The organism is Allobosea sp. CRIB-10, assembly GCF_900112185.1.
Taxonomy (GTDB): Bacteria; Pseudomonadota; Alphaproteobacteria; order Rhizobiales; family Beijerinckiaceae; genus Allobosea.
Genome location: NZ_FOKP01000017.1, coordinates 122,724 through 144,420, shown reverse-complemented (window position 1 = coordinate 144,420; position 21,697 = coordinate 122,724). Strand labels below are relative to the sequence as shown.

General features: G+C 67.1%; 23 protein-coding genes and 1 tRNA gene. 7 read left to right on the top strand and 17 right to left on the bottom strand.

The window, feature by feature from the left end; genetic code table 11:
* Window positions 1-184 precede the first annotated feature (184 nt).
* Window positions 185-1,116, top strand: a protein-coding gene (locus BMZ69_RS20415; protein WP_244543453.1) for an IS630 family transposase whose coding sequence is annotated in 2 segments (ribosomal slippage) — window positions 185-527 and window positions 527-1,116 — 933 coding nt in all. Because the reading frame shifts where the segments join, the coding sequence is not laid out codon by codon here.
* 570 nt (window positions 1,117-1,686) lie between these two features.
* On the opposite strand, the gene BMZ69_RS20410 is transcribed toward BMZ69_RS20415, so the two are convergent.
* The 3 genes from BMZ69_RS20410 to BMZ69_RS20400 form a co-directional block, all read right to left on the bottom strand.
* A tRNA-Gly gene (locus BMZ69_RS20410) sits at window positions 1,687-1,761 on the bottom strand.
* Between the two features lie 130 nt (window positions 1,762-1,891).
* On the bottom strand, window positions 1,892-2,188 hold the full coding sequence (locus BMZ69_RS20405) for a hypothetical protein (protein WP_092160039.1): 297 nt from the start codon (window positions 2,186-2,188) through the stop codon (window positions 1,892-1,894).
* 259 nt (window positions 2,189-2,447) lie between these two features.
* Complete coding sequence (locus tag BMZ69_RS20400; protein ID WP_280142120.1) at window positions 2,448-3,611, bottom strand: 2'-deoxycytidine 5'-triphosphate deaminase; 1,164 nt, start codon at window positions 3,609-3,611, stop codon at window positions 2,448-2,450.
* Window positions 3,612-3,855: 244 nt separating this feature from the next.
* Here BMZ69_RS20400 and apaG point away from each other — a divergent pair, with 244 nt between their 5' ends.
* Together apaG and argE are read left to right on the top strand one after the other, a co-directional pair.
* A complete protein-coding gene (apaG, locus tag BMZ69_RS20395; protein WP_092160036.1) occupies window positions 3,856-4,248 on the top strand; it encodes a Co2+/Mg2+ efflux protein ApaG in 393 nt (130 codons plus the stop codon).
* Entirely contained in the window at window positions 4,245-5,420 is a 1,176-nt protein-coding gene (argE, locus tag BMZ69_RS20390) for an acetylornithine deacetylase (protein ID WP_280142119.1), read from the top strand. Before apaG ends, argE begins: the two co-directional genes overlap by 4 nt.
* Window positions 5,421-5,534: 114 nt before the next feature.
* Here argE and BMZ69_RS20385 read toward each other — a convergent pair whose 3' ends face one another.
* Genes BMZ69_RS20385 through BMZ69_RS20375 form a run of 3 tightly spaced genes read right to left on the bottom strand, consistent with a single transcriptional unit; the run spans window position 5,535 to window position 8,676 of the window.
* Window positions 5,535-6,533 carry an Hsp33 family molecular chaperone gene (locus BMZ69_RS20385; protein ID WP_092160073.1) on the bottom strand — a complete coding sequence of 333 codons (999 nt, stop codon included), beginning with the start codon at window positions 6,531-6,533 and terminating at the stop codon, window positions 5,535-5,537.
* Window positions 6,533-7,462, bottom strand: a complete 930-nt coding sequence (argF, locus tag BMZ69_RS20380; protein ID WP_092160035.1) for an ornithine carbamoyltransferase — start codon at window positions 7,460-7,462, stop codon at window positions 6,533-6,535. The genes BMZ69_RS20385 and argF overlap by 1 nt, the downstream gene beginning before the upstream one ends.
* Before the next feature lie 2 nt (window positions 7,463-7,464).
* A complete protein-coding gene (locus BMZ69_RS20375; protein WP_092160034.1) occupies window positions 7,465-8,676 on the bottom strand; it encodes an aspartate aminotransferase family protein in 1,212 nt (403 codons plus the stop codon).
* 717 nt (window positions 8,677-9,393) lie between these two features.
* Between BMZ69_RS20375 and BMZ69_RS20370 the strand changes: the two genes are divergently transcribed.
* Window positions 9,394-9,945, top strand: a complete 552-nt coding sequence (locus BMZ69_RS20370; protein WP_092160033.1) for a GcrA family cell cycle regulator — start codon at window positions 9,394-9,396, stop codon at window positions 9,943-9,945.
* 75 nt (window positions 9,946-10,020) lie between these two features.
* On the opposite strand, the gene BMZ69_RS31700 is transcribed toward BMZ69_RS20370, so the two are convergent.
* Window positions 10,021-10,338, bottom strand: a complete 318-nt coding sequence (locus BMZ69_RS31700; RefSeq protein WP_175506886.1) for a hypothetical protein — start codon at window positions 10,336-10,338, stop codon at window positions 10,021-10,023.
* A 72-nt stretch (window positions 10,339-10,410) separates the two neighbouring features.
* On the opposite strand from BMZ69_RS31700, the gene BMZ69_RS31695 reads away from it, so the two are divergent.
* Genes BMZ69_RS31695 through BMZ69_RS20360 form a run of 3 tightly spaced genes read left to right on the top strand, consistent with a single transcriptional unit; the run spans window position 10,411 to window position 11,169 of the window.
* Complete coding sequence (locus tag BMZ69_RS31695) at window positions 10,411-10,677, top strand: NUDIX domain-containing protein (RefSeq protein WP_210188053.1); 267 nt, start codon at window positions 10,411-10,413, stop codon at window positions 10,675-10,677.
* Window positions 10,674-10,835, top strand: coding sequence for a hypothetical protein (locus BMZ69_RS31690; RefSeq protein ID WP_175506895.1), 162 nt, complete (start codon window positions 10,674-10,676; stop codon window positions 10,833-10,835). Before BMZ69_RS31695 ends, BMZ69_RS31690 begins: the two co-directional genes overlap by 4 nt.
* A 13-nt stretch (window positions 10,836-10,848) precedes the next feature.
* On the top strand, window positions 10,849-11,169 hold the full coding sequence (locus BMZ69_RS20360) for a YnfA family protein (RefSeq protein ID WP_092160031.1): 321 nt from the start codon (window positions 10,849-10,851) through the stop codon (window positions 11,167-11,169).
* A gap of 9 nt (window positions 11,170-11,178) precedes the next feature.
* Here the strand turns inward: BMZ69_RS20360 and phoB are convergent, their stop codons facing one another.
* From phoB to BMZ69_RS20310, 10 genes are all read right to left on the bottom strand, one after another.
* Complete coding sequence (gene phoB, locus BMZ69_RS20355; RefSeq protein ID WP_092160030.1) at window positions 11,179-11,877, bottom strand: phosphate regulon transcriptional regulator PhoB; 699 nt, start codon at window positions 11,875-11,877, stop codon at window positions 11,179-11,181.
* A gap of 28 nt (window positions 11,878-11,905) precedes the next feature.
* On the bottom strand, window positions 11,906-12,631 hold the full coding sequence (gene phoU / locus BMZ69_RS20350; RefSeq protein ID WP_092160029.1) for a phosphate signaling complex protein PhoU: 726 nt from the start codon (window positions 12,629-12,631) through the stop codon (window positions 11,906-11,908).
* Between the two features lie 40 nt (window positions 12,632-12,671).
* Window positions 12,672-13,472, bottom strand: a complete 801-nt coding sequence (gene pstB, locus BMZ69_RS20345; RefSeq protein ID WP_139219128.1) for a phosphate ABC transporter ATP-binding protein PstB — start codon at window positions 13,470-13,472, stop codon at window positions 12,672-12,674.
* 33 nt (window positions 13,473-13,505) lie between these two features.
* A complete protein-coding gene (gene pstA / locus BMZ69_RS20340) occupies window positions 13,506-14,396 on the bottom strand; it encodes a phosphate ABC transporter permease PstA (protein WP_092160026.1) in 891 nt (296 codons plus the stop codon).
* Window positions 14,397-14,411: 15 nt separating this feature from the next.
* On the bottom strand, window positions 14,412-15,380 hold the full coding sequence (gene pstC / locus BMZ69_RS20335) for a phosphate ABC transporter permease subunit PstC (protein WP_092160025.1): 969 nt from the start codon (window positions 15,378-15,380) through the stop codon (window positions 14,412-14,414).
* A 103-nt stretch (window positions 15,381-15,483) separates the two neighbouring features.
* Entirely contained in the window at window positions 15,484-16,509 is a 1,026-nt protein-coding gene (gene pstS, locus BMZ69_RS20330) for a phosphate ABC transporter substrate-binding protein PstS (RefSeq protein WP_092160024.1), read from the bottom strand.
* 98 nt (window positions 16,510-16,607) lie between these two features.
* Entirely contained in the window at window positions 16,608-17,669 is a 1,062-nt protein-coding gene (locus BMZ69_RS20325) for an ATP-binding protein (protein ID WP_175506894.1), read from the bottom strand.
* A gap of 98 nt (window positions 17,670-17,767) precedes the next feature.
* Window positions 17,768-18,883 carry a helix-turn-helix transcriptional regulator gene (locus tag BMZ69_RS20320; RefSeq protein WP_175506893.1) on the bottom strand — a complete coding sequence of 372 codons (1,116 nt, stop codon included), beginning with the start codon at window positions 18,881-18,883 and terminating at the stop codon, window positions 17,768-17,770.
* Between the two features lie 102 nt (window positions 18,884-18,985).
* Window positions 18,986-19,933 carry a lysylphosphatidylglycerol synthase domain-containing protein gene (locus BMZ69_RS20315; RefSeq protein ID WP_244543452.1) on the bottom strand — a complete coding sequence of 316 codons (948 nt, stop codon included), beginning with the start codon at window positions 19,931-19,933 and terminating at the stop codon, window positions 18,986-18,988.
* Between the two features lie 218 nt (window positions 19,934-20,151).
* Window positions 20,152-21,675: an ABC-F family ATP-binding cassette domain-containing protein gene (locus BMZ69_RS20310; RefSeq protein WP_092160071.1), complete on the bottom strand. Its 1,524-nt coding sequence runs from the start codon at window positions 21,673-21,675 to the stop codon at window positions 20,152-20,154.
* Window positions 21,676-21,697 lie beyond the last annotated feature (22 nt).

The following is a 21,697-nucleotide window of genomic DNA, read 5'->3' as shown; positions in this document are numbered from 1 at the left end:
CAAAGTTCGGATCAGCGCACAACAGCGATGACGGCGACGAACGCGCTCGAAACAGGCCGGCCACCATAGTCCACGCCTACCCGCGCACAGGTCTCTATAGAGCCATTTCGTTGATGGATGAATCGATTGTGAAGTGCCAGAGCGGCGATGGCTGATTCAACCTGCCTCCCGAGGGAGGTGGGCGATGGCGCGGGCTCTGAGTGACGATCTTCGTGTGCGTGTCGTGAAGGCTTCGACGGACGGTCTTTCGGCCCGCCAGGCGGCGGCGAGGTTCGGCGCCGGGATCTCGACGGCGATCAGATGGATCGCGCGAGCCAGGACGGGGGAACTGGCGGCGCGGCCCCAAGGCCGGCGTCGCGGCTCGAGCCTCGATGCGCATGAAGCCTTCATTGTCGCTCTGATCGAGGAGCGTCGGGACATCACGCTGCATGAGATGGCGGCACGGCCCCTTGCCGAGCGCACCGTTTCCATCCGCCGCAGCGCGCTGAGCGCCTGGCTTGGCGGGCGGGGCTGGACGTTCAAAAAAGTCCACCCCCGCTACTGGAGCAGGAGCGGCCCGACGTCCTGAAGCGGCGGCAGGACTGGTTCGAGGCCCAGCCCGACCTCGATCCCCAGCGCCTCGTCTTCATCGACGAGATCGGCCTGTCGACCAAGATGGCCCACCTGCGCGGCCGTGCCCCGCGCGGCGAGCGCTGTCGGGCGGGCGTGCCTCATGGGCATTGGAAAACGACCACTTTCGCCGGAGCTCTGCGTCTCGGCGGCATGACGGCGCCCTTCGTCTACGATGGCGCCATGAACAGCACCGTCTTCCTCGCCTATGTGGAGCAGGTTCTCGTTCCGATATTGAAGCCGGGCGACATCGTCGTCATGGACAACCTGCCCGCCCACAAGCCGGCCGGCGTTCGCGAGGCGATCGAACGCGCTGGCGCGACGCTCGCCTTCCTCCCGCCTTACAGTCCCGACTTCAATCCGATCGAAAACGCCTTCGCCAAGCTCGAGGCCATACTCCGAGCCAGAGCCGAGCGCAGCATCTCCGCTCTCCGGGACGCCGTCGGCGCGATCGTCAACCTCTTCTCCCCAGCCGAGCGCGCAAACTACTTCAACGCTGCAGGATAAGACCCGGATTAAACCGGAAACCCTCTAAAGCATGTTCCCGCAGAGTGGACACCGGTTCGCGTGAAGAGATGATCGGGCCAACACGCGTTAAAGGCTCGACGCCCTCTCCGATGTGATCACCGACAACCGCCGCTTCAGGGGCTCACCGCCGGCGCTTCGCTATCGAGCCTGCGCGTTGCCTGAAACGCACGCCTGCGGCGAGACCTTCGGTTTCCGACGGATATGCCGAAGATAATGTCTTAGAGGCCGGTCAGACCTTACCAGACAACGATGTTTCCGGGCGGCGGATTGCGGCCCCGGGCAAGGTTAGCCCCGCGCATGACGATCTGGAGCGGATAGGTAGCCAGGTCCAGCGCAGGCGCGGTCTGGCTCGCACGGCATCGATGTCGTTGAACGCCGCGGTCCGGACTGTTTCCGGCTCAGCCTCGGACCCTGCTCGTGCAGATATGGTGAGGAAGAAGGCCCGCCAACTGACCACCGGGCAGAGCGCGAGGAACTTCGCCAGCCGCTCACGTCTGGAACGCGAGCACACCGGCAAGCCGTTCGACAGGCTGAGTTTCAAAGGATTTTTGGAGCGGGCGATCGGGATCGAACCGACGACATTCAGCTTGGGAAGCTGACGTTCTACCACTGAACTACGCCCGCACGCCTGCCCGTATAGCCGGGTGCAGCCATCGCCCGCAAGCCGGTCTAGCGGAGATTTTCTAGCCTCGGGCGAGAAAAGCCGCGCCGAACCCCTGTCGTCCAGCGCGGCCTGTTTCAGACGCGGAGCGTCTTACCAGCAGCCGTAATAGCCGCAGCCATAATAGCCGTAATGGCGGCGCGACGAAGCGGCGATGACCGCACCGCCGACGGCGCCGGCGACGACGCCGGCCGCGACCGCGTTGCTCGCCTGGGCGTTGGAACGGCGGAAGCTCTGGAAGACGTCGCTGCGGCAGCGCTCGAAAGCGCGGGTGCCTGGGCGGTGGCCGGCATTGATGCAGACGTCATCGGCTTCCGCGGCCGACTGCTCGACGGACTGGCAGCCGCCGAGAGCGGCGGCGAGAACACCGGCGATGATGAGGGCGCGCATGAGAAATCCTTTCCCTGTAGACATTTGGCCACGAAAGCCATTGAGCGGAGGGCGGTCGATGCCTCCCGCCGGTGACACAAGCATGAACACGCCGCAGGCCAGCGGCCTGCGACGCCATCGGCGCTTGGAGCCATCTGACACGGAATCGCCGTTTTGTCGCCGGGAAGGTTGCAGAACGGGCAATCTTCCTGCGTGCGTTGCGTTTTTGCGGCTAAGGAAGGGTTGAGCCGGGCCCGAGCAAAATGCCCTTTCCTGCAGTCTAGCTGCGGAAATGCTTGGAGAGCTTGAGAGCCTGGCCCTGATAGTTCGAGGTGCCGATCGCGCCATAGAGAGCATCCGGCTCGGTCGCCATGCGCTCGAACGCCAACCGGCCGACCACCTGCCCGTCCTCGAGCAGGAAAGGCACCTCATGACTCCTGACCTCGAGCACGCCGCGGCTGCCGGGAACGCCATCGGCAGCGACGCCGAAACCCGGATCGAAGAAGCCGGCATAGTGCACGCGGAACTCGCCCATGGCCGGGTCGATCGGCGCCATCTCTGCGGCGAAGGCCGGTGGAATGTGAATCCGTTCCTTCGAAGCGAGGATGTAGAACTGATGCGGATCGAGGATCAGCCGCTTGCGCTTGGCCGGGATCGGCGTCCAGAAATCGTCGATCTCGTAGCCTGCAACCCGGTCGACATCGATGACGTCGGTGAAGCGCTGGGCCTGATAGCCGATGATCTCGCCCTCGGCATCGCCGAGATGGATGCTGAAGATCAGGCCGTTGCGGATCGTCGCGGGACCGTCGACCAACGCCGTGTGGCGATGCACCTCGCGCAGCTCACGGTCGGAAACGCGAAAGCCCTCCGCTTCCTCCTGACCGGAGCTGCGGCGGCGGAAGCGCAGCTGGTTGAGGCGGCTGCCCTTGCGCACCTTGATCGAGAAGCTCGACGGCGAGATTTCGGCATAGAGCTTGCCGGAATAGCCGCCGGCAACGCTGTCGAAGGCCCCGCTGCGGTCGGCGATCAGGCGGGTGAAGACATCGAGCCGGCCGGTCGAGCTCTTCGGATTGGCGAAAGCGGAAATTGTCGCCGGCAGTTCGTGCAGCGACTCCATCAGCTCGACGACGTAGACGCAGTTCTTCTCGAGGATCGCGCCCTCCTCGAGCGAGACCTCGTCCTGGGTCAGGTCGGCGAGCATCTGGGCAACGCTCTTGTTGGGCCCGGGCAGGAAGCTGGCGCGGACGCGATAGGCCTTGTGGCCGAGCCTGAGGTCGAGGCTCGCCGGCTGGTACTGGCTCTCGGAGAAGGCGCCGGAGGTCGAGCGGACCATGCCACAATGGACGAGCTTGCGGATGTCCTGGCGCGGAAGCACGCCGACGGGGCCGGCGAGCGAAGCCGGCGCGGTCGCGATCTCGGCCTGCATGTCGGGCGACGTCGCCATGGCGCTATCAGATCACCTTGTTCAAGGCGGCGCAAAGCTAAGTCCGCCGCGAGATTGATCGTTCTTCTTGCCGCGCTGGGATGCGGCTGGCGAGTCCGGTGTCGGGTTGTCCACATGCCCGCGCGTCGCGGATCATCGGGTCTACGGCCGGTTGGCGGCATTGACGCTGCGCCGTCCCAGGTCATAACAAGGCCTTCCCGCCGCCCCGGCGTGAGCCGTAAGGAGGCGGCACGGAGCCGCGATCATGTACCAGGCCGAAACGCATGGCGTGCGCGTCACCGCCTCGCCCAAGTTCATGGACAGCGAGTCCGCCCCGGACCAGAGCCGCTATTTCTGGGCCTACACCATTGAGATCGAGAACTTCTCGCCGCGCACCCTGCAATTGATGACGCGGCATTGGTTCATCACCGACGGGCGCGGCGAAGTTCATGAAGTGCGCGGCGACGGCGTTATCGGCCAGCAGCCGGTGCTGCAGCCGGGCGAGCGCTTCAGCTATACCTCGGGCTGCCCGCTGATGACGCCCGACGGCAGCATGCGCGGTGTCTACGCCATGCTCGGCGAGGACGGCGCGCTTTTCGATGTCGAGGTGCCGCTTTTCCCGCTCGATTCGCCCTATGTGAAGAAGGTCCTGCATTGACGACTGCAACACCGACCGGGCAGCGCTACCAGCCGCTCGACATGCTGGCCCGCCTCGTCGCCTTCGACACGGTGAGCCACAAATCCAATCTCGACCTGATCGCCTTCGTCGAGGACTATCTCACCGGCTGGGGCGTGCCATCGATACGCTTCCCGAATGCGACCGGCGACAAGGCGGCGCTGTTCGCCACGATCGGCCCGCAGGACAGAGGCGGCGTCGTCCTCTCGGGCCATACCGACGTGGTGCCCGTCGAGGGCCAGGCCTGGTCGCGCGATCCCTTCACGCTGCATGTCGAGGACGGCCGGGCCTATGGCCGCGGCTCCGTCGACATGAAGGGCTTCGTCGCGCTGGCGCTGGCGCTGGTGCCGGATTTCCTCGCCGCCGACCTGACGACGCCGATCCACCTGTTCTTCTCCTATGACGAGGAGGTGACCTGCCTCGGCGTCGTCGACGGCATCGCCGCGATGGGCAAGAGCCTGCCCAGGCCGCGCGCCGTCATCGTCGGTGAGCCGACCTCGCTCGAGCTCGCCGATGCGCATAAGGGCATTCGCACCTTCTTCACGGCGATCACCGGCTTTGCCGCGCATTCCTCCAAGCCGCATCTCGGCGCCAGCGCGGTCCATGCCGGCACGCGCCTCGCCGCCGGCCTCGTCGCCATGGCCGATGAGCGCGAGGGCCATATCGACGAGAGCGGTCGCTTCGATCCGCCCTATGACACCATCCATATCGGCAAGTTCCATGGCGGTATCGCCCGCAACATCCTGGCCGATCGCGCCGATCTCGCCTGGGAGGTGCGTACGCTGCCGGGCTCCGATCCCGAGGAGGTGCCGGCCCGTTTCGCCAAGCTGTCGGACGAGGTGCTCGCCCGCATGCGCAAGACCGCGCCATCGGCCGCGATCGAGACGGTGATGAGCTCGGACGTGCCGGGCCTGGCGCCCGATCCCGGCTCGGAGGCCGAGACGCTGGTGATGCGGCTCGCCGGCCGCAACCGCACCATCGCCGTCGCCTATGCCACCGAGGCCGGACATTTCCAGCGTGCGGGCCTGCCGACGATCGTCTGCGGCCCCGGCTCGATCGACCAGGCGCACCAGCCGGACGAGTACATCACGCTGGAGCAGTTCGCCGCGGGCGAGGCCTTCATGCGCAAGCTGATGGCGGAGTGCCGGGCGTAAGCGATATCGTCATGGTCGGGCTTGTCCCGACCATCCACGTCTTAGCTTTGCTGATCGAGTGCGGTGTTCAAGACGTGGATGCTCGCCACAAGGGCGAGCATGACGCCGAGCCCTTCACTCCCCCGCCGAGATCTCCGCCTCGACCTCGGCCGGGTCGAACTCGTAGCGGCGCGAGCAGAATTCGCAGGTGACGCCGAGCGTGCCGTCATCGGCGATCATCGCCTTGCGGTCGTCGGCCGAGAAACCCTTGAGCATGCCGAGCACCCGCTCGCGCGAGCAGCGGCAGGCCTCATGCACCGCGACGGGCTCGAAGACGTGGGCGCCGCGCTCATGGAAGAGCCGATAGAGCAGGCGCTCGCTCTCCAGCAGCGGGTCGAGCAATTCGTGATGCTCGATCGTCCCGACCAGCGAGCGCGCCTCGGCCCAGGCGTCGTCGCTGATGCCGTCATCGTCGCCGGCGGCGAGGATCTCATGGCCTTCCGGCGCATCGCCGGGGTGGAGATCGGCGGCGCGCAGCCGCTCGGGCGAGGTCGGCATGAACTGCACGATCAGGCCACCGGCGCGCCAGGCCAGGCCGCTGCCGGTCAGGACGGTGCCGACGCCGAGGCGGATGCGGCTCGGGATTTGCTCGGACTGGCGGAAATACTGGTGCCCGGCCTCTTCCAGGCTCTGGCCGTCGAGCGCGACGATGCCCTGATAGCGCGTCGCATCGGTGCCCTGGTCGACGGTCATGGCGAGATGGCCCTTGCCGAGCAGTTCGCCGGTCGAGATCGCGTTCGCGTCGATCGCCGCCGCCAGGCGATCGGCGTCGTAGCGGGCCATGGCGCGGTAGCAGTCCGGCGCGTTGAAATCGACGACCAGCATCGAGATCGGCCCGTCGCTCTTGGTCTGGAGCTGGAAACGGCCCTCGCCCTTGAGCGTGGTGCCGAGCATGACGGTCAGCGCCGCCGCCTCGGCGAGGACGCGCGCGACCGGCTCTGGGTAATGGTGCCGCTCCAGGACCTGGTCGAGCGAGGGGCCGAGCCTGACGACCCGGCCGCGCACATCGAGCTCGGGCACGGCGAAAGGCAGCACCCGATCGTCGGGCGCGCCCGCTGGCGAAGCGTCGGCCATCAGGCCGCCACCCCGCCGAAGCACCAGGCCAGGATGCCCTTCTGGGCATGCAGGCGGTTCTCGGCCTCGTCGAAGACGGCCGATTGCGGCCCGTCCATGACCGCGTCGGTCACTTCCTCGCCGCGCGAGGCCGGCAGGCAATGCATGAAGATCGCATCCTTCTCGGCGCGGCCGAGCAGGCGCTCATCGACCTGGTAGGGTCGCAGCAGGTTGTGGCGCGTGCCTTCCTCGTCGCCCATCGAGACCCAGCAATCGGTGATGACGCAATCGGCGCCCTCGACCGCCGCCTCGGGCCGGGTGGTCAATTGCAGCTTCGCGCCCTGCTTGCGGGCCCAATCGAGCAAGGCCGGCGGCGGCGCGAGCTCCTCGGGGGTGGCGATGGCGAGCTCGAAATCGAGCCGGCCGGCGGCATGGACCCAGGAGGTCAGGACATTGTTGGTGTCGCCGGTCCAGGCGATGCGCTTGCCCTTGATCGAGCCCTTGCGCTCCTCGAAGGTCATGACGTCGGCCATGACCTGGCAGGGATGCTGGCGCTTGGTCAGACCATTGATCACCGGCACGGTGGCGTATTTCGCCATCTCGACCACGGAATCGTGGTCGAGCATGCGGATCATGATCGCATCGACATAGCGCGAGAGCACGCGAGCGGTGTCGGCGATGGTCTCGCGCTCACCGAGCTCGATCTCCTGGCCGGTCACCATCATCGGCGAGCCGCCGAGCTCGCGGATGCCGACATCGAAGGAGACGCGGGTCCGCAGCGAAGGCTGCTCGAAGATCATGGCGATGACCTTGCCCTCGAGCAGGCGGTCGCCAGCCGCCGCCGGCGTGCGCCGGCGGGCCTTGATCTCCTCGCCTGCCTTGAGGATGGCGCGGAGCTCTCCGGCGGAGAAGTCCGAGAGATCGAGAAAGTGACGCGTCGCAGACATCATGTTCACTCCGCCGCCGGCCGAGCGAGCTCAGCCTCGACCGCGCCCGCCGCCTTGTCGAGCCGGGCCACCGCCTCGGCCACCTCGCTCTCGCCGATAATCAGCGGCGGCAGCAGGCGCACGACATTGTCGCCGGCCGCGACGACGAGCAAGCCGGCGGCCCGCGCCTGGGCGACGAAATCGGTATTCGGGGTCTTGAGCTTGAGGCCGAGCATCAGCCCCTCGCCGCGGATCTCCTCGATCACATCGGGGTGCTGGTCCTTGAGCTGGGCCAGCGACTGACGCAGACGCAAGGCCGTCTTCTGGACCTGGTCGAGGAAGCCGGGGGCCAGGATGACGTCGAGCACGGCGTTGCCGACCGCCATGGCGAGCGGATTGCCGCCGAAGGTGGTGCCGTGCGTGCCGAGCGTCATGCCGGAGGCCGCCTCCTCGGTGGCGAGGCAGGCGCCCATCGGGAAGCCGCCGCCGATACCCTTGGCGATCGACATGATGTCGGGCGCGACACCGTTGTGTTCATAGGCGAAGAACTTGCCGGTGCGGCCGACGCCGGTCTGGATCTCGTCGAAGATCAGCATCAGGCCGTGCTCGTCGCAAAGCTCGCGCAGGCGTTTGAGGAAGCGCATCGGGACCGAGCGCAGGCCGCCTTCGCCCTGGATCGGCTCGATCATCAGCGCCGCCGTCTCAGGGCCGATCGCGGCCTTCAGCGCCGCCTCGTCGTCGAACGGCACCTGGTCGAAGCCGTCGACCTTCGGGCCAAAGCCGTCGATGTATTTCTGCTGGCCGCCGGCGGCGATGGTCGCCAGCGTGCGGCCATGGAAGGCGCCCTCGAAGGTGACGATCCGGTAGCGTTCGGGATGGCCCTTCGCAGCGTGATATTTGCGCGCCATCTTGATCGCGCACTCGTTCGCCTCGGCGCCCGAATTGGTGAAGAAGACGCGTTCGGCGAAGGTCGCCTCGCAGAGCCGGCGGGCGAGCTTCTCGCCCTCGGGCATCGTGTAGAGATTGGAGGTGTGCCAGATGCGCTGCGCCTGCAGGGTCAGCGCCTCGACCAGATGCGGATGGGCATGGCCGAGCGAATTGACGGCGATGCCGGCGCCGAAATCGAGATAGCGGGTGCCGTCGGCGGTGATCGCCCAGGCGCCTTCGCCACGCTCGAGCGCGATCGGGGCGCGGGCATAGGTCGGCAGGAGAACGGAAGAAGCGGAAACGGTGCTCATGGAGCGAAATCCTTGCGGCGAGACAGGAGGGTAGCGCGGAATCTCGGGCCGGGAACGGCAGGGTGGACGCAAGGCGGCATGATGCCGGCACGATGCGACCCGCCGGCGACATTATCGTCGCTGGCCGTTCCCGCCGTCTCGTCGCGCGTCAAGCCGCATCGAAGGAAAATCCCGATCGCTCAAAAACATAAGCGCCGCCCTTGGGGGCGGCTGCGTGCGGCGACTATGCAAAACCGGCCCCGTCCTGTCAATTGCGGCTGACCTGGCGGCACGGCGATTGGCCCTGACCTCAGCCGTGATCCTGAGGAGCCGCGTCAGCGGCGTCTCGAAGGATGCCTCAGGAGGCTCCGGCACCAGCTGGAACATCCTTCGAGACGCGATCTTGAGATCGCTCCTCAGGATGAGGGCTGAAGCTTCTTCTGCAATAGCCATGACCTCGCGGCAGCGTTGCCGAATAGACTCACCGGGCGGCCATCTGCGGCGATTGGCTGGGGAAAAGCCGAATTAGGATTCGGCGACTCTTGTGGCCGAGTCAGGCCATCTTGTATGGTCCTCTTCGTCAGATACGACATCTCGTGCGGCGTCTCCAGTATCGTCAGTTCCGGGCGTAACGGCTTCCGTTTAGCGACGGGCGCTGCCGGTATCGGATTCCGCCATGATCTCTCCCTATGCCTCGCCGGCACGTTGGCGGGACATGACGAAGACAGGTGCAACTCCATGACCGAAGCCGGAGCCTGGACCGACGAACGCGTCGAACTGCTCAAGAAGCTCTGGAATGACGGCCTGAGCGCGAGCCAGATCGCCGCCGAGCTCGGCAATGTCACGCGCAACGCCGTCATCGGGAAGGTCCATCGTCTCGGCCTGTCCGGCCGGGCCAAGAGCCCGGGCTCGGCCACGCCGCGCCCGCGCAAGCCGGCCGCCCGCCCGCCGAGCCACCCGGCCGGCCACCAGACCAGCAGCGCCGGGCTGACCCGCGGCAACACCGCGCTCGCCCCGCAATTCGCGCCGCAGATCGAGGCCGAGGCGCAGGTCGAGCGCGAGCCGGCCCCGTCCGAGGACGTGGTCGTACCGTTCTCCGAGCGGGTCACTATCATGGACCTGCGCGAATATATGTGCCGCTGGCCGATGGGTGACCCGACCTCGCCGGAATTCCGCTTCTGCGGCGGCCGCAGCGCGACCGGCCTGCCTTATTGCGCCTATCACGCCCGCATCGCCTACCAGCCGGCGGCCGACCGTCGCCGCGACCGCAGCAAGGCCATCCGCGCCTGAACGCACGCGACACCGCCTTCGAGACTCTAAAAGCCGGCCGAAAGGCCGGCTTTTCCATGTTCGGGGGATGCCGGCTCAGAGCAGGAAATGAAAGCCGAAGCCCAGGATGACGAAGCCCGCCGCGACCACCTGCGCCACGAAGAGTGGCTGCAGCCGCGAGGCCTTTTCGGCGTCATCAGAAGCTTTCTCGGCGCGCGACATGCGATCCCTGGCCTTGAACTGCTCAGGCCCACCGTCACGCTCCAGATCCATGCGCACCGCGATGAAGCCGATCACCAGGCCGAGTATGCCGAGCCCGAAGAAGCCGACGAGGCGAAGCGCGCCGTAGCCAACGCCGATCAGCAACGCGGCGAGAAAGGGAAAGGCGATATAATCCCATTTGGTAAAGCGCATGAAGACAGTCTGCGGGAACCGTGCATCGTCGTCCAGCCGATGCCCTCGACAGCGGAATGGGAAGGCAAGAGCATGGGGCCAGTCGAATATGCCTGCGCACTGCCGCTGAAGGGGGAGCGCGTGCTGCTGGGTTTGCGGGCCTCGCATCGCCGGAACCGCCCCTCCTGCTGGGATACGATCGGCGGCCATGTCGAGCCGGGCGAGACCGTCGAGGCGGCTCTCGTTCGCGAGCTTCAGGAAGAGCTCGGCATCGCGCCGACGGGTTTCCGCCGTTTCGAGACCATCGAGACGACCGAGGCGGACGGCGTCACCCCGCGCTCTGGCATCTATATGCAGTGACCGAATGGACCGGCGCCGAACCCCGGATCGCCAATGACGAACACAGCGAAATCCGCTGGTTCACATTCAGCGAGGCCGAGGCGCTGACGCCGCTAGCCACCGAGGCTTATCGGCCGGTCTTCGCCCGGCTGGCCGCAGTCTTCGGCCCGAGCGCGTGATCGGGGTGGGCGGATGACGACGTTCGCGATCTATGCAGGCGCCGCGCTGGCGGAGATCGCCGGCTGCTTCGCCTTCTGGGCTTGGCTGAAGTTGGACAGGCCGGTCTGGTGGCTGGTTCCGGGCATGGTCGCACTCGCAGCCTTCGCCTGGCTGCTGACCCTGGTCGAAAGCCCCGCGGCCGGACGCGCTTTTGCCGCCTATGGCGGCGTCTATATTGTGGCGTCGCTGACCTGGATGGCGCTGGTCGAGAAGATCCCGCCGGATCGCTATGATCTCGCCGGCGCGGCGCTCTGCCTTGCCGGCGCGGCGTTCATCATCGCCGCACCGCGCTGACTGGCGCGATCAACCCCGCGCAAACGTCTCGTCGAAGGCGTAGCCGGCGCCGCGCACGGTGCGCAGCGGATCCTTGGCATTGGCCGGGGTGATCGCCTTGCGCAGGCGGCCGACATGAACGTCGACGGTGCGCTCGTCGATATAGACGTCGCGGCCCCAGACGGCGTCGAGCAGTTGCGCCCGCGAATAGACGCGGCCCGGCGCCTGCATCAGGAATTCGAGCAGGCGGAACTCGGTCGGCCCAAGGTGCAGTTCGGCCCCGGCGCGGCGGACCCGGCGGGTGGTGCGGTCGAGTTCGAGATCGCCGGCGGCGAGCAGTCCGGCGACATGGCCCGGCTTGGCGCGGCGCAGCAGCGCCTGGATGCGTGCGATCAGCTCGGGCAGCGAGAACGGCTTGACGACATAGTCGTCGGCGCCGGTGGCGAGGCCGCGCACGCGCTCGGTCTCCTCGCCGCGGGCGGTCAGCATGATGATCGGCACGCGCTCGGTGTCGCGGCGGGTACGCAGGCGACGGCAGAGCTCGATGCCGGACAGGCCGGGCAGCATCCAGTCGAGCAGGACGAGATCGGGCGTATGATCGCGCAGATGCAGTTCGGCATCGTCACCGCGCGCCACGCTGTCGACCTCGAAGCCCTCGGCCTCGAGGTTGTAGCGCAGCAGCAGGGTCAGCGGCTCCTCGTCCTCGACGATCAGGATGCGTGCGGGCATGTCAGAGTCCGTTCAAGCCCCCGCCGGTTCAGCCATTGGCCGCCGGCAGGTCAACGAGGATGTTGGTGGTGTCGAGCTTCGGCCGGGTCTCGTCCATGGACTGGCCGGTGACGAGGTAGTGGATGGTCTCGGCGATGTTGGTGGTGTGGTCGCCGATGCGCTCGACGTTCTTGGCGCAGAACAGGAGGTGCGTGCAGAAGGTGATGTTGCGCGGATCCTCCATCATATAGGTCAGGAGCTCGCGGAACAGCGAGGTGTAGAGCGCGTCGATCTCGTCGTCGCGGCGCCAGACCTCCATTGCCTTCTGCTCGTTGCTGGCGGCATAGGCGTCGAGCACGTCCTTGAGCTGGGCCTGGACCAGGCGGCTCATATGCTCGAGACCGACCACGGCGCGATGCGGCGGCGAGAACTGGCCGGAGATCGCGACGGCACGCTTGGCGATGTTCTTGGCGAGATCGCCGACGCGCTCGATGTCGGCGGCGATGCGGATCGCCGAGATCAGCTCGCGCAGATCATTGGCGAGCGGCTGGCGCCGGGCGATGGTCAGCACCGCCTTCTCCTCGACCTCGCGCTGGAGATTGTCGAGGCGCTGGTCGGCGGTGATGATCTTCTGAGCGAGCGCGGTATCGCGGCGCACCAGCGCGACCGTGGAATCGCCGAGCATGCGCTCGGACATGCCGCCCATCTCGGCAAGGCTGCGGCGCAGGCCTTCGAGATCGGCGTCGTAGGAGCGGACGATATGTTGATCCGACATCGGGCGTATCCTTCGGGGCTGGCCGACGACTGCGTGGACCTCAGCCGAAGCGGCCGGTGACGTAGTCCTGCGTCTGCTTCTTGTGCGGGTTCATGAAGATGGTGTTGGTGGCATCGAACTCGATCACCTCGCCGAGATACATGAAGGCGGTGTACTGCGAGATGCGCGCCGCCTGCTGCATGTTGTGGGTGACGATGACGATGGTGAAGTCGGTCTTGAGCTGCTCGAGCAGGTCCTCGATCTTGCCGGTCGAGATCGGGTCGAGCGCCGAGGTCGGCTCGTCGAACAGGATGACCTCGGGCTTCTGGGCGATGGTGCGGGCGATGCACAGGCGCTGCTGCTGGCCGCCGGAGAGGCCCATGCCGGAGCTCTTCAGCTTGTCCTTGACCTCGTCCCAGAGCGCGGCGCGGCGCAGCGCGCCCTCGACGCGGTCGTCGAGCTCCGACTTCGGCGGCTTCTCGTAGAGGCGGATGCCGAAGGCGACGTTGTCGTAGATCGACATCGGGAAGGGCGTCGGCTTCTGGAAGACCATGCCGATGCGCGAGCGCAATTCGTTCACGTCGACATTGTTGGAGATGATGTTGCGGCCGTCGAGCAGAATCTCGCCGGTGGCCCTCTGCTCGGGATAGAGCGAGTAGATCCGGTTGAAGATGCGCAGCAGGGTCGACTTGCCGCAGCCTGACGGGCCGATCAGCGCCGTGACGTGCCGGTCACGGAAGTCGAGGTTGATGTTCTTCAGCGCCTTATGCTCGCCGTAGTAGAAATCGAGATTCTTGACGGCGATGCGGACGGGAGCGTCGGCGTCCAGCGTCTGCGGGCTCAGTTCCAGGGTCGAGAGCATCTTCATGGTCCTTCCGATCGGACGCTACTTGGATCACTTGCCGCCGCGCACGATGCGCCGGGCGATGATGGAAAGCACGAGAATTGAGACGGTGATGATCAGCGAGCCGGCCCAGGCGAGCTGCTGCCAGTTCTCGTAAGGGGCGGAGGCGAACTGGTAGATCGTCACGGGCAGGTTGGAGACGCCGCCGAACAGGCTGGGCGAGAACCAGAAATTGTTGTTCAGGGCGGTGAAGATCAGCGGCGCGGTCTCGCCGGCGATGCGCGCGAGCGCCAGCAGGATGCCGGTGACCATGCCCGATTTCGCCGCCCGCCAAGTGATCGAGGTGATCACCACCGAGGGCGGGGCGCCGAGCGCCGAGCCGGCCTCGCGCAGCGGGCCGGGCACGAGCCGCAGCATGTCCTCGGTGGTGCGCACGATCACCGGGATCGCGATGATGCCGAGCGCGACGCCGCCGGCCCAGCCGGAATAGCCGCCGAGCGGCTGAACCATGATCACGTAGACGAACAGGCCGATCAGGATCGAAGGCGCCGAGAGCAGGATGTCGTTGATGAAGCGGATCAGGTCGGCCAGCTTCGAGCCCTTGCCGTATTCGGCGAGATAGGTGCCGGCCAGCACGCCGATCGGCGTCGCCACCGCGATGCCGAGGAAGGTCAGCACCAGCGAGCCGACGATGGCGTTGGCGAGACCGCCGCCTTCCGAGCCGGGACCAGGCGTGATCTGGGTGAAGGTCGCGACCGAAAGGCCGCCGATGCCTTTCACGATCAGCATGCCGAGGATCCAGAACAGCACGGAGATCGCCAGCAAGGTGAAGGTGGTCGCGATGATCTTCATCGCCCGGTCAGCGGTTCGGCGCGACTGGCGCACGCGCCCCCAGGTCGCGGGCGGCAGGGCACGAACGGTCGAGGGGGTGGCGAGAGTCATGGTCTTTCCATCCGCTCAGTAGGATTTCACCCGCGCAACCAGGATGCGCGCGATCACGAGGACGACGAAGGTGACGAAGAACAGGATGCAGCCGAGCGCGATCAGCGCGTTGAGCTGCAGGCCAAGCGCTTCGTTGAACTCGTTGGCGATGCGCGAGGCGATGGTCGAGCCGGGATCCATGATCGAGCCGGACAGCCGGTTGGCGTTGCCGACGACGAAGGTCACCGCCATGGTCTCGCCGAGCGCACGGCCGAGGCCGAGCATGATCGCGCCGATGATCGAGACGCCGGCCTGCGGCACCAGCACATGCCGCACGACCTCCCAGGTCGTCGCCCCGATGCCATAGGCGCTCTCACGCAGCACCGAGGGGATCTGGTCGAGCATGTCGCGGGTGATCGAGGCGATGAACGGGATGATCATGAACGCCAGGATGAAGCCGGCGGTGAGGATGCCGAGGCCGGACGGCGAACGCGAATAGAGGATCGTACCGAGGATCGGCATGCCCTCGACGATGTTCGAGAGCGGCACCTGCACATAGGCGGCAAACAGCGGCACGAAGACGAAGAGTCCCCACATGCCGTAAATGATCGACGGCACGGCGGCGAGCAGCTCGATCGCGGTCGAAACCGGCTGCTTGAACCAGGGCGGCGCGAGCTGGGTCAAGAAGACGGCGATGCCGAGCGAGAGCGGCACACCGATGACGAGCGCGATCAAGGCGGTCGAGAGGGTGCCGGCGATGGCCGGCCAGGCGCCGTACTGATCGTTCTGAGTATCCCAGACGCTTGAGGTCAGGAAGCCCAGGCCCATCTCGCGGAAGGCCGGCCAGCCGCCGATCACCATCGAGACCATGATCCCGGCGAGCAGCAGGAGCACGAACAGGGCCGACAGGAAGCTGGCGTTGCGGAAGACGATGTCGAACGTGCCCTTCGGAGTCTTGCGGGCAACATGCGCGCCGGGCGCCATCTGGTCAGTCACGGCAGCCATCCGTGGAACTCCGATCACGTGAAGACGGAAAGAGTCGGTCTCGTCGCGCAAGGCAGCGGGGGCCGGTAACGGCCCCCGCCGGTCGTTCTAGGGGCGGGCGCGATCAGAAGATCGGCTTGCCGGCCGGGTCGGTGACGCCCTTCCAGGCGTTGCGGACCTGATCCTTGACGTTGGCCGGGAGCGGCACATAGTCGAGGTCGAGGGCGAGCTGGTCGCCGTTCTTGTAGGCCCAGTCGACGAACTTCAGCGCGGCCTGCACCTCTTCCGGCTTCTCCGGCTTGGCGTGGACGAGCAGGAAGGTGGCAGCGGTGATCGGCCAGGCCTGAGCGCCCTTCTGGTTGTTCAGCGAGATGCCGAAGCCGGGGGCCTCATTCCAGTTGGCGTTGGCGGCGGCGGCCTGGAAGGACTTGTCGTCCGGCGCCGGGTAGTTGCCGTCGGCATTCTGGATCAGCGCGAAGTTGAGCTTGTTCTGCTTGGCGTAGGCGTACTCGACATAACCGATCGAGTTGGCGACCTGCTTGACCGAGGCGGAAACGCCCTCATTGCCCTTGCCGCCGATGCCAACAGCCCACTGGACCGAGGTGTTGGCGCCGACCTTGGACTTCCACTCGGGCGAAACCTTGGAGAGGTAATCGGTGAAGACGAAGGTCGTGCCCGAGCCGTCCGAACGGTAGACCGGGTTGATGTTGGCGTCCGGCAGGGTGACGCCGGTGTTGATCGCCGTGATCTTCGGGTCGTTCCACTTCTTGATGGTGCCCATGTAGATCTCGGCAACGATCGGGCCGGTCAGCTTGAGCTTGCCCGCCTCGATGCCGGCGATATTGATCGCCGGGACGACGCCGCCCATCACGGTCGGGAACTGGATCAGGCCGTCCTTGGTCAGATCCTCGCCCTTGAGCGGGGCGTCGGTGGCGCCGAATGCGACGGTCTTCGCCTTGATCTGGCGGATGCCGCCGCCCGAGCCGATCGACTGATAGTTGAGACCGATATTGGTCTCCTTCTTGTAGGCCTCGGCCCACTTCGAATAGATCGGGAACGGGAAGGTCGCGCCGGCGCCGGTGATGTCGGCAGCCTGGGCGGCGCCCGTAAGGCCGATGGCAGCGGCCGTGAGAATGAGAAGTTTGCGCATCAGATGTCCTCTCTGGATCGCAAGTGCAGCGGCCCTGCTAGAACACCGGCTATATGACAGCTGGATGACATAGAGTCATGAAAGCGCGCTTGCCGCTGTCACAAATCGTTAATGGGTCGGCCCAGTAGGCGCGGCAGGATCGCCCGGAAGGTCGCGCCCTGGCCGACGACGCTCTCGATCGTCAGCCGACCGCGATGGCGCAGGACGATGTGCTTGACGATGGCCAGGCCGAGGCCGGTGCCACCGGCCTCGCGGCTTGCGGCCGTGTCGACGCGATAGAAGCGCTCGGTCAGGCGCGGCAGATGCTCCGGGGCGATACCCGGCCCGTCATCGCGCACGCTGATGCTCGCCTCCTCACCGGAGATCCCGACGGTGATGCCGACCTCGCCGCCGCGCTGGCCGTATTTGATCGCGTTCTCGACCAGGTTCTCCATCAGCCGCAGCAATTCGTCGCGGTCGCCGGCGACGGTGACGGGCTGCTGCGGCACGTCGAGCTTCAAGGTCACCTCGCGCTCGCGCGCCATCAACACGAGCGAGTCGAGAATCTCGCGAGCGATGCTGGAGAGATCGACCGGCGTCTCCGGCGCGAGATGGGCACGCAACTCGATGCGCGAGAGCGAGAGCAGGTCGTCGACCAGGCGCGCCATGCGCAGGCCCTGCTCGCGCATGATCGCCAGGAAGCGGTCGCGCGCCGCAGCATCGTTGCGCGCCGGCCCCTGCAGGGTCTCGATGAAGCCGAGCACGGAGGCGAGCGGAGTGCGCAGTTCATGGCTGGCATTGGCGACGAAGTCGACGCGCATGCGCTCGGTCATGCGCTGCTCGCTGAGATCCTCGAAGGTCAGCAGCACGGCCCGGCGCCAGCCGCTGCCGGCGAGCGCCGCGATATGGATGCGGAAGGTCCGTTCCACCGGCACGCGCTCGATCAGCTCGACGGCACGGCGGCCGCCATGGCGCGAGACCTGCTCGATCGCATCGATCAGGTCGGGGTCGCGCATCACCAGGGCGAGCGGCTTGCCCTTGGCGAGCGCAGTCACCAGCGCCGGCGCGGTCGGGCTCAGCGCCTGGATCACACCCTGCGGGTCGAGCAGTACGGCGGGAACGCCGATGGCCTCGATCAGCGCCGCCGTGACCGGCGCCTTTGGGTCGACCAAAGCGTGCATGCGGCTCCTGCCTTCCGATGCGTGATCTGCGGCGAGGCGTCATAGGCCGGAGCGGTGGGGCAGCGCAATTCCCCTCCTGCGCAGCGGGCGACGAAACGCTATTCGAGAGCGCCGGTCTGGGCGTCGCCCGACAGGCCGAAGCCCGGCGCGCCCGGAACCGGGATGCCGCCGAGGAGCTGGACCAGCTCAGCCTGGCGACGCACGCCCGTCTTGGCGAAGACGGTCTTGAGCTGCCCGCGCACGGTTTCGGGCCGGATGCCCTGGCTGCTGGCGATGCCGGCGACCGTACCGCCCGCGAGCAAGAGCCGTGTGACCTTCGCTTCGGCCGGGCTGAGATCGAAGAGGGCTTCGAGGATCGCTGCGGACGGCGCCGCGCCGCGGCCGACCTCGGTGAGGTAGAACAATTGCGCCGCGCCGGAGAACACATCCAGTCCGGCTCGCCTGAGCGGAACCAGATGCGCCACGAAGGCAGGCCGCTCGCTCGTCGCCCGGAGCGGAAAGGACAGGCCGGCGCCCCCCGCCATAGCGAGGTGCCGCTGCAAGCGTTCGTTCGCCACGGAATCGGCGAGACGAATGCGATCGAAGGCGCCAATCTCGACTGCCGCGCAGCTCAGGATCAACGCGTTGGCCGCCAGCACGCTGTGGCGGCCCGTGATGATCGCCGCCGGCAGGCCGATCAGCTCCAGAGCCGCGACGCTGGCACGCGCGCGCTCCAGGCCGAGACGCGCCGCGATGATCGACGCCCGCGCAAGGTGCGGCCGGAGGGGATCGAGCGTCTCGGCCGTCTCGCGCGGGACCGGGCCGTCGGCATAGAGGCGCTCGATCGAGAAGACGATGCTGTCGCCGCTGGTCGAGCGGATCGAGGTGCCGACGCACCAGCCCCAGCCGCGCGGTCTGAGGAAATCGCGATAGAACGGATCCTGCTCGATCTCGTCTGGCGTGATCGCGTCGAGATCGGTCAGGAAACGCGGCTCGTAGAGCGGAACCAGGCGCTTGCCTCGCAGATTATCCGCGACGAAGGGCGAGGCGACCCATTCGGCCGTGACGGCATGGATGGCCTTGGACGAGGTCCACTGGAACCGGTTCGGCGAGGCCGCGAACAGGATCGTGCCGACCCCGCCTGCCCGGGCCGCCAGCTGGTCGAGCACATCGGCCCATTTCTCCGGCACGACGGCGGCTTCATAGATCTCGTCGATCAGATTGGTCGCGTCCAATGGCTCCATCCCAGGGGCCGGCAGTGTCCTCGATCATGCCCGGCGGACAGGAGTTTGCGTCGGCTGGAAGCGGCGTCAAGGACGTGCGCCCAAGAGGCGGCGTCAGATCTCGTGCCGCCGGATGCGCCGGATCATCTCGTTCAGCGCCAGCAGGACCAGCGCGAGGATGAAGGGCAGGATGTAGTAGATGATGCGGAAGAGCAGCAGCGCGCCGAGCACCTGCTCGAAGGGCAGGCGGCTGAGCGCGATCAGCATCGTCGCCTCGAAGACGCCGAGCCCGCCCGGCGCATGGCTGGCGATGCCGATCAGGCAGGCGAAGATATAGGCTGCCAGGAAGCTCTCATAGGGCAGGTTGTGCCCGCCCGGCAGCAGCACATAGAGCACGGCGGCGGCGGCGCAGACCTCGGCGGCGCCAAGCAGCATCTGCGTCAGCGTGACGCCGAGGCCGGGTAGCGGCAGGTTCCAGCCGCTGACCCGCAAGGTGCGTTCACCGGTCGCGACCCAGAAGAGATAGCCGAGCGTACCGAGCGCCACGGCCGCGCCGACGGCCTGCACGACCAGCGGCGAGGTGCGCGCCAATTGCGCCACCGACTCCGTCGCATAGAACAGGCTGGCGCAGAGGATCATGCCGAGGCCGAGCCAGAAGGTCAGGCCGGCGATGACGGTGAGGCTCGCCACCTCCGAGGCGCGCACGCCCTTGGCCGAATAGATCCAGTAGCGCACCGTGCCGCCGGTCACGATCGGGAAACCGAGGGTGAAAGCGACGGAATAGCTGGTGAAGGAGGCGAGCGCCGTCGTCCGGTAGGGGATCGACAGCCCGAGCCGGCGCAGCGCCACCGCATCATAGCCGGTGAGCAAGAGATAGCTCAGCGCGGTGAAGCCGAGCGCGAGCAGGAGCTGGCGCTGGCTGGCATTGGCGAAGGCGCGGGCGAGCTCGCCGGGCTCGATCTCGCGGACGATGTAGTAGAGCACCACCAGCGAGGCGATGAAGATCACCGACGAGGCGAGCGGGCCGAGCCACCACCAGCGGCTGCGCTTGCGCAGCGGCATTCCTGGCTCGTGCGGGCCGAACGACATCAGCACTCTTGTCGGGTTGCGCTCGCGCGGAAAACGGCGAGCAAGGCGGGTTGCTGGCGGCTGGCCTGACGGCCGGACCCGAGAGATAGCGCCTTCGCCGCGATGCACAAGACGGGGCAGCGCGGCGAATGCGCGCCATGAGGCCGGCGCAGGACGCGTCGGCCGCTTTGTGCCGATCGTGACGGCGGTGATCAGCCCTCCGCTTCCATCGCCTCCTGGAAGAAGGCCTCGGGGTCGTCGACTTCGATCAGGCGACGCCGCTCGATCCGCCAGAAGCGATTGCCGACTGCCCGCACGAAGCTGCGATCATGCGAGACCAGGAGGCAGCTGGTCTCGCCGGCGGTGAGCTCGGCCTCGAGCGCCTCCTGGCCCTCTATGTCGAGATGGTTGGTCGGTTCGTCCAGCAGGTAGAAGTTCGGCCGGGCAAGGCGCAGGGCCAGCATGGCGAGCCTTGCCCGCTGCCCGCCGGAGAGCGCGCCGATCGGCCCGGTCTGGCGATCGATGGCGATGCCGGCGCCGGCGAGCAGGCCGCGGGCGGGCTGATCGCCGACATCGAAGCGCCGGCTGATCAGGCCGTGCGGGGTGTCGTCATCGGGCAATTCGGAGAGGCTCTGGCTGGCATGGCCGAGCACCAGCGAGTGCGTCGCCCGGATGCCCGCCTGCCCCTTGCCGCGAACGGCGGCGTGGAGCATGCCGATGAAGCGCGACTTGCCGGCGCCGTTGAGACCGAGCAGCACGATCCGGTCGCCGGGGCTGATCCAGCGCTTGCCCGTCCGGAACAGCAAGCGCCCATCCGGCGTCTCGACCGCGACGTCGTCGAGCTCGACCAGCGCCCGCACATGCGTCCCAGCGCCGGCGAGCCTGATCGCGCCGGCCGAGCGCTCGCGATGGGCCGGGCGCGCCGCCGCTTCGAGCTCATCGGCCCTGCGCTTGAGCTGCTTGGTCTTGCTGAGCAGGAGATCGCTGCCGGAATTGATCCCGATATTGTTGAGCTTGGCCGCCTGGCGCCGCATCTGCTGGACGGCCTTCAGGTCGCGCTCGTGCTGGCGTGCGGTTGCGGCATCGGTCTCGTCGAGTGCGGCGCGCGCCGGCGAATAGGGCAGCGCGAACACTTGCGAGCGTTCCTGGCGCAGGAACAGCGTCCGATTGGTGGCCGCGTCGAGGAAGGCGCGGTCATGGCTCGACAGGATCACCGCGACATCACGCGGCAGGGCGGCGAGCCAGCTTTCCAGCAGGCCGATGCGCGCGAGATCGAGATGGTTGGTGGGTTCGTCGAGCAGCAGCAGGTCCGGCTCGGCGATGCCGGCTCGTGCGAGCAGCACGAGCCTCTGCCAGCCACCGCTCAATTGCCCGAGCGGGCGGCGGCGCAGCTCTGTGGGCACAGACAGCGTGTCGAGCGCGACCTCGACGCGCCAATGCTCGCTCTCGCGCTGGTCGGCCGGCAATTGATCAAGCAGCAGCTGGTCGACGGGCTGGTCGAGCAGCTGCGCTGGCGCGTCCTGGTCGACATGGCCGATGCGCAGGCCACGTGAGCGCGTGATCTCGCCGACAGATGGATCGAGCGAGCCGACAAGGCAGCGCAGCAGGGTCGACTTGCCGCGGCCATTGGCGGCGACGAGGCCGAGGCGGTCACCCGCCATGAGGGAGAAGGACAGATCGGAAAAGAGCGGGGCGCCCAGCGTGACGCCGAGATTGCGCAGGGTGATCAGGGTCATGGTCGTCTCGGAACTGCCCGAG

Excerpts from the sequence above, each read along its gene's own strand:
- BMZ69_RS20405 (WP_092160039.1), bottom strand. The coding sequence starts at position 2,188 with ATGCGCGCCCTCATCATCGCCGGTGTTCTCGCCGCCGCTCTCGGCGGC.
- BMZ69_RS20400 (WP_280142120.1), bottom strand. The coding sequence starts at position 3,611 with ATGGCGACGTCGCCCGACATGCAGGCCGAGATCGCGACCGCGCCGGCT.
- apaG (WP_092160036.1), top strand. The coding sequence starts at position 3,856 with ATGTACCAGGCCGAAACGCATGGCGTGCGCGTCACCGCCTCGCCCAAG.
- BMZ69_RS20385 (WP_092160073.1), bottom strand. The coding sequence starts at position 6,533 with ATGGCCGACGCTTCGCCAGCGGGCGCGCCCGACGATCGGGTGCTGCCT.
- argF (WP_092160035.1), bottom strand. The coding sequence starts at position 7,462 with ATGATGTCTGCGACGCGTCACTTTCTCGATCTCTCGGACTTCTCCGCC.
- BMZ69_RS20375 (WP_092160034.1), bottom strand. The coding sequence starts at position 8,676 with ATGAGCACCGTTTCCGCTTCTTCCGTTCTCCTGCCGACCTATGCCCGC.
- BMZ69_RS20370 (WP_092160033.1), top strand. The coding sequence starts at position 9,394 with ATGACCGAAGCCGGAGCCTGGACCGACGAACGCGTCGAACTGCTCAAG.
- BMZ69_RS31700 (WP_175506886.1), bottom strand. The coding sequence starts at position 10,338 with ATGCGCTTTACCAAATGGGATTATATCGCCTTTCCCTTTCTCGCCGCG.
- BMZ69_RS31695 (WP_210188053.1), top strand. The coding sequence starts at position 10,411 with ATGGGGCCAGTCGAATATGCCTGCGCACTGCCGCTGAAGGGGGAGCGC.
- BMZ69_RS20360 (WP_092160031.1), top strand. The coding sequence starts at position 10,849 with ATGACGACGTTCGCGATCTATGCAGGCGCCGCGCTGGCGGAGATCGCC.
- phoB (WP_092160030.1), bottom strand. The coding sequence starts at position 11,877 with ATGCCCGCACGCATCCTGATCGTCGAGGACGAGGAGCCGCTGACCCTG.
- phoU (WP_092160029.1), bottom strand. The coding sequence starts at position 12,631 with ATGTCGGATCAACATATCGTCCGCTCCTACGACGCCGATCTCGAAGGC.
- pstB (WP_139219128.1), bottom strand. The coding sequence starts at position 13,472 with ATGCTCTCGACCCTGGAACTGAGCCCGCAGACGCTGGACGCCGACGCT.
- pstA (WP_092160026.1), bottom strand. The coding sequence starts at position 14,396 with ATGACTCTCGCCACCCCCTCGACCGTTCGTGCCCTGCCGCCCGCGACC.
- pstC (WP_092160025.1), bottom strand. The coding sequence starts at position 15,380 with ATGGCTGCCGTGACTGACCAGATGGCGCCCGGCGCGCATGTTGCCCGC.
- pstS (WP_092160024.1), bottom strand. The coding sequence starts at position 16,509 with ATGCGCAAACTTCTCATTCTCACGGCCGCTGCCATCGGCCTTACGGGC.
- BMZ69_RS20325 (WP_175506894.1), bottom strand. The coding sequence starts at position 17,669 with ATGCACGCTTTGGTCGACCCAAAGGCGCCGGTCACGGCGGCGCTGATC.
- BMZ69_RS20315 (WP_244543452.1), bottom strand. The coding sequence starts at position 19,933 with ATGCCGCTGCGCAAGCGCAGCCGCTGGTGGTGGCTCGGCCCGCTCGCC.
- BMZ69_RS20310 (WP_092160071.1), bottom strand. The coding sequence starts at position 21,675 with ATGACCCTGATCACCCTGCGCAATCTCGGCGTCACGCTGGGCGCCCCG.